Annotated in this window: 1 protein-coding gene; it reads left to right on the top strand. The window is 68.5% G+C overall.

Annotated features, from left to right (window positions below; genetic code table 11):
* Nucleotides 1–270 (top strand): hypothetical protein (locus tag SB773_RS31910; RefSeq protein ID WP_410594339.1); only part of this gene is annotated, 270 nt, incomplete at both ends.

The following is a 270-nucleotide window of genomic DNA, read 5'->3' as shown; positions in this document are numbered from 1 at the left end:
ATCGTCCCGCGGCAGGGCTTCGGTGACGAGGAGCTGCGGGTCGACCTGCTCTACGATGCGTATCGCTCTCGCGTGGACGCCCTGCCGCCGGATGCGACGACCCAGTACGAGATCTGGGTGGGCGCTCAGCAGGCTGACCAGATCGGACCGGTGCTGGCGATGGATCTGCGCGCAGGGCTGCCGGAGGGGCAGACGGTCTCGGTGAGCCGCACCGACTGGGCGGCTCAATCGGGCGCCATGGATGCGCAGGCCACGTTCGAGATGATCACG

It is taken from the genome of Bacillus sp. SIMBA_074, assembly GCF_046534555.1.
Lineage (GTDB): Bacteria > Bacillota > Bacilli > Bacillales > Bacillaceae_G > Bacillus_A > Bacillus_A mycoides.
The sequence above is the reverse complement of the archived record's forward strand: the minus strand, read 5'-3'. Positions and strand labels throughout refer to the sequence as shown.